The sequence below is a fragment of the Acinetobacter sp. genome (genome assembly GCF_036659555.1).
Taxonomy (GTDB): Bacteria; Pseudomonadota; Gammaproteobacteria; order Pseudomonadales; family Moraxellaceae; genus Acinetobacter.
Genome location: NZ_JAVXCI010000141.1, coordinates 1 through 5,101 on the forward strand (window position 1 = coordinate 1; position 5,101 = coordinate 5,101).

Below are 5,101 nucleotides of genomic sequence, written 5' to 3' on the forward strand. Positions count from 1 at the left end.
TCAAGCTGGTTTCGTTACTCGTGATGCTCGTGAAGTTGAACGTAAGAAACTTGGCTTGCGTAAAGCGCGTAAGCGTCCTCAATTCTCTAAACGTTAATCCGTTTACCGAATCGGACAAAAAGCCTTGGTTTATCCAAGGCTTTTTTATTGCCTGACTGCCAGGCCAGAAAATAAAGATCCGGCACATTCGAAGGCCGGAAAAAACAGGCAGGCAGGCGCGCACCGGAAATCATATTCTTTCAGCTCAGGCTTATCCGCATATCCAGCGCAGCTTGGCCCCCCGTCATTTCGCATTAACACCCAAAAACGCTGATAAGCAAAAATCCGCAGGCTGCGGAAGCGTCAATTCCATCATTATCTGAATTAGCCAAACTGCTTCGTGATTTTAGCGCCTATTTTTAGTATCCTATCTTATTCACCAGACTTTGCTCAGGATTTATGTCAGTCGAAAGCGCCCCTCCTCAAGGAATCACCCTGTACAGCCATGCAGATGATTTTCGATCACACTGGATCCGATATGTCCTTGCCGAGAAGCAGATTAAATACCATTTAATCCTCGCTGATGAAGAAGATGAAGATCTGGCCAGCCTGAATCCCTACAATCAGCTGCCGGTGCTGCTGGAAAATGAGCTTAAGCTGTTCAATACTGGCATTATTTCTGAATATATTGATGACCGCTACCGGCAGAACAAGCTGTATGCCGATGCGCCGGCGCCCCGCGCGGAGCAGCGCCAGTATATCTGGCGCTTTGAGCAGGACTGGCTGAAACTGGCGGATATCATGCTGCGCCATCCTGACACACTGGATCCGGCCGCCAAAAAACAGGCGCAGAAAAAACTCAGAGAAACTTTGGTTTCCTTAACGCCCTTATTTCAGCATTTTCCCTTTTTCATGTCTGAACATTTCAGCATTCTGGACTGCATGCTGGCGCCGATTTTCCTGCGCTTGAAATCCATGGGGATTGAGCTGCCCGCGCAGCACTGCCGCCCCATTCATTTATATTGCCAGCGCATTTTCAGCCGCCCTGCTTTTGCAAAATCCATGACCCTGCAGGAAAAAAACCGTTACAGTGATTTATTAACCCATTCATAGAGCATATTATGTCTGAACAAGAATTAAACCTTAGCCCGACCCGCCCATATATGGCGCGCGCCATTTATGAATGGATCTGCGACAATCAGCTGACCCCGTATTTGCTGGTCGATGCGGCACAGCCGAATACCATGGTGCCTGAGCAGTTCATTCAAGACGGCCAAATTACCCTGAATCTCGCGCCGCATGCGGTGCATGCCCTCAACATGGGCAATGACGCCATTAGCTTTTCTGCGCGCTTTGGCGGCGTTTCACGTGATCTTTACATTCCTTTTGCAGCGGTTTTAGGCCTGTACGCGCGCGAAAACGGCCAAGGCCTGTTCTTCGATCCAAATGAATATCAGCATATCCAAAACAGCGAAGATGCTTTAAAATCAAGCGCTGAAGAACAAACTGAACAGCCAAAGAAAAAACCAAGCTTAAGGCTATTAGATTAATAAATATGGAGTGATATGATGGCTTTTGACCTCGTGCAATATTTTGCGGAACAGATAGAAACCCAAAAGCCTGAGCTTCTCAGCCAACTCTCCAGAGAAGAAAGGCGCCATCATATTTCCGCAATCAACGCGCTGGCTTTAGGCGAATTGATTACCCAATGGCGCGCCAATGATAAAAAAGTGTATCAGGAAATTACTGCGCCGGATGAACTGTACATACTGGAAGTTGCGCGCCATTTAACCACCTCTAAAGAAAATGCCTCCACCATGCCCCATGCTGAGCTGGAAGCATTAACCGCAGCTATTTTCAGCCTGCAGCTGCATGAACTCAAGCAGCTTCACGACACCGGCAGCCATAATCTGCAAAGCATCCGCGAATTGCTGCTGGGACAAATTGAGCATTTATCCGGCCAGGCGGACGATTGGGTTTGGTCAACAAATAATCTTGTAGAATTAAAAGGTTCAAAACCAATCATCCAAGATGAGATATCATTGGAAGCATCTATGAAGGAGTTCAGTCAAATGGTCAATCAGCATACCCATCAGGAACAGGATGAAGCAGCGGCGATTCCGGTTTGGTCAAAAATTTTAGAGCCTGCCATAGCCCTCGCCATTCTCTGGATTCTATATTCAGCTGCCTGCAGCATGTTTGCATAAGCGCTTCTGCGGCAAAGAAAAGCCAGGCCAGCCTGGTTTTTTTATTGCAAAAATTCAGAATAACCGTTCAAAAAATGCACCATGTTATTTTTTGTAATGAAAAATTGATCAATCCATGCTTTTTTCAAAAAAACTTAGCTTTTTACATTTCCTTACATGATGCTTTTTCCGACTGATTTACTCAAATTTCAGCGGATAAAACACATAGCGCAAAATAAAATGCCGATTAAATCACATTTATAATTTAACGCGGATTCAGCATTGCCCAAAAAAATATTATCCATTTCCCGCATTAAAATATTTCCGTTGAAAACCCTTGCCGCCTTTCTATAATGAAATGAAGCAGCGCTTAACAGCACGTTAATTCATGCTTGGATAAAACCAATAATCATGCATAAGCTAAAAGAGAGAAATATATGGCTAAAGTTTCATTAGATTCACTCACAAATATTGACGGTTTTCATGCAGCAGCCTTAGTAGACGGCGAAAGCGGCCTCGCTCTCGCAACTCAAGGCGGAGGAGATATTGACTTAGAACTGGCAGCAGCGGGAAATACTGAGGTTATCCGTTCCAAAAGGCGCGTCGCTCAGTCACTGAACTTGAACGACCATATTGTTGATATTCTTATTACTTTAGGAAAACAGTATCACTTAATCAGGCCACTGGAGAAAAATGAAAATATCTTTCTGTATCTGGTGCTCGACCGCGCTAAAGCGAATTTAGCCATGGCGCGCCATGAACTGAAAGCCTATGAAAAAAACTTAGATTTCAGCTAATTCAGGCAATCCCCTTTATCGGCATAAAGGGGATTTTAAATCCCAGCTATTTCAAAATCATAATTCAGAATTTGATGGAGAGATAATATGAATAAGCAGTATATTAATATTGCTATTGCCGGTTTAAATATTCAGGACTCTGCGGAATTAAAAAATCAGCTCTGCAATATAATGCCAGACAATTTAATTATCCACTGGAAACAAGCGTCTGACCTTCATTTAGACTGCTTATTCATTCATGAAACCTTTTTTAATACCGACGGCATGCAGAAGCTCCTGAACCGGACAAGCTTTCCATGGCTGAAAATCTCCAAGGACGCCCAACTCTGCGGCACAGTGCAAAACAACACCCTATACTTTCCCCTGCTGAATGCGAAAGAGCTTTACCGCTGGCTTGAACAGCATATTATGCAAAATCTTCCTGCCAGCCAGAGCGCCCCTTCCGCGCCAATGCCGCCGGAAGCCGCTGAAAGCCAAATTGCGCCGAAGCATTCCAATCCATTCAATGAGCGGTTCTTTAGGCAAATGCTGACCGATGCAACACCAAGCAAACTGCATCTTTATGATGATCACGGCTCTATCGCCGTGATTGATGTTGCACAGAATTCAGTTTGGCCCAGCCCTCACCGCCTGCACCCTATGACCGATTTAAGCTTTAAATACGATTTAGCTTCTACGACTGATTTAGCCAAAGCGGACCGCAAAGAAAGCGCCATCCTGCAGGACTGGCTGTGGAATTTATTCTGGAATTCCCCGGATTTTTATCAAATTGCACCCGAAGATGGACATTACCGCATTCATTTCTGGCCTAAACCTGCAGATAAGGCGCAGCACAAAAGGATTTTCCAGCTCTCAGCCTGCTTCATCCAAGGGGCAAAGCTTTCAAAAATCTCGGAGCAGCACGACATTCCAATCCGCACCATTCAGCAATTCATTGCAGCCAATATTGCGGTAAACAATATCAGCAAAATCAATCTTTGGGATGCGCATTACAATCCGCCTGAACAGGCAGAAAGCAATGCAGACAAAGGCCTTATTCAAAACTTTATCGGAAAGCTGCGTAAAAAATTCGGCTTTTAAAGGAGGTCTGAAAAATGATTCTACAGCAGTACAAAATTGTTTTTGCAGGCTCCATGGGTGCAGGCAAGACTGAAGCCATCCGCTCCCTGTCAGATATTCCAGTATTGCTTACAGAGGCATTCAACACAGACCAGCACAGCCATGCCAAGCTCGAAACTACCGTAGGCATTGATTATGGCGAAGTATCTTTAGACGATGGGCTTAAAATCGGCTTATACGGAACGCCGGGGCAAAGCCGGTTTGACTTTATTTGGCCTGTCATCTGCCGCGGCGCCATCGGCGCGGTCATTTTAATTGACCATAATGCCGAGGCTCCATTGCAGGAGTTAGAGAGCTATTTAGAAACTTTTCAAAACTATACAGACAACATTGCAATAGGCATTACCCACGTTGACGGCACACTGAAATCCACCAATATCTATAAAGAATGGCTGCTTAGACAGGAGCTGTTTTCTCCGCTGTTTTTCATTGATGCGCGGAAAAAAGATGATGTCCTGCTGCTTTTAGAGGCTTTGATTACAGCGGTGGAAGTCAATCATAATATTTTTACATGAAGGAATAATCATGTTCGGCATTCAGGAAAACAGGACAGCGCCTGCGCATTTAATACAGAAAGCCAAGTTAGAAATACAGAATATTATGAGCAGCGCACGCGGCATTCATTTTATTATGGTGTGCTCTACTGACGGCTTTGAATTGACCAGCATTTACAAAAAACAGAATTACAATAACAGTAAGCTGGCGGCTGTCGGAAGCTCTATTTTAGCGATGGTCAGCGCCTTTACACATGAAATTAATTTAACCGGCTGTCAAACCCTGACGCTTGATGCAGAAAATGGCAAAGCTATATTAAGTTCTGTCGCCGCGCCCCGCCACCCAATGATTATTATTGTGCTTGCAGAAAAGGACATTTTATTAGGCCAAGCGCTTTACCTGCTGAAGCAAGCCTCTCAGGCAATTAAATCAGCGGATGCATGAGCGCAGGCTGAGCTCTTTTTCCGGCCTTTTTCTATTTTCACCCGGCTATTCCTGTTGAGCTTTCTTATTTTTCTGCATAAA

General features: G+C 44.8%; 8 protein-coding genes. All 8 read left to right on the top strand.

All coding sequences use genetic code 11. The features are described from left to right. Positions 1 to 97: 30S ribosomal protein S9 (gene rpsI, locus RSA72_RS13840; protein WP_332624202.1), on the top strand; the 97-nt coding region annotated here is incomplete at its 5' end. Positions 98 to 438: 341 nt separating this feature from the next. After that, on the top strand, positions 439 to 1,092 hold the full coding sequence (locus RSA72_RS13845; protein ID WP_332624195.1) for a glutathione S-transferase N-terminal domain-containing protein: 654 nt from the start codon (positions 439 to 441) through the stop codon (positions 1,090 to 1,092). An 8-nt stretch (positions 1,093 to 1,100) separates the two neighbouring features. After that, positions 1,101 to 1,529 carry a ClpXP protease specificity-enhancing factor gene (locus tag RSA72_RS13850; RefSeq protein ID WP_332624196.1) on the top strand — a complete coding sequence of 143 codons (429 nt, stop codon included), beginning with the start codon at positions 1,101 to 1,103 and terminating at the stop codon, positions 1,527 to 1,529. Positions 1,530 to 1,547: 18 nt separating this feature from the next. Further along, positions 1,548 to 2,186 carry a hypothetical protein gene (locus tag RSA72_RS13855; protein ID WP_332624197.1) on the top strand — a complete coding sequence of 213 codons (639 nt, stop codon included), beginning with the start codon at positions 1,548 to 1,550 and terminating at the stop codon, positions 2,184 to 2,186. Between the two features lie 416 nt (positions 2,187 to 2,602). Next, positions 2,603 to 2,962, top strand: coding sequence for a roadblock/LC7 domain-containing protein (locus RSA72_RS13860; RefSeq protein WP_332624198.1), 360 nt, complete (start codon positions 2,603 to 2,605; stop codon positions 2,960 to 2,962). 171 nt (positions 2,963 to 3,133) lie between these two features. After that, a complete protein-coding gene (locus RSA72_RS13865; RefSeq protein ID WP_332633368.1) occupies positions 3,134 to 4,042 on the top strand; it encodes a hypothetical protein in 909 nt (302 codons plus the stop codon). Positions 4,043 to 4,056: 14 nt separating this feature from the next. Next, entirely contained in the window at positions 4,057 to 4,596 is a 540-nt protein-coding gene (locus tag RSA72_RS13870) for a GTP-binding protein (RefSeq protein ID WP_332624200.1), read from the top strand. A 10-nt stretch (positions 4,597 to 4,606) separates the two neighbouring features. Then, positions 4,607 to 5,020 (top strand): roadblock/LC7 domain-containing protein, encoded by a 414-nt coding sequence (locus tag RSA72_RS13875; protein WP_332624201.1) that lies wholly within the window; start codon positions 4,607 to 4,609, stop codon positions 5,018 to 5,020. Positions 5,021 to 5,101: the final 81 nt, after the last annotated feature.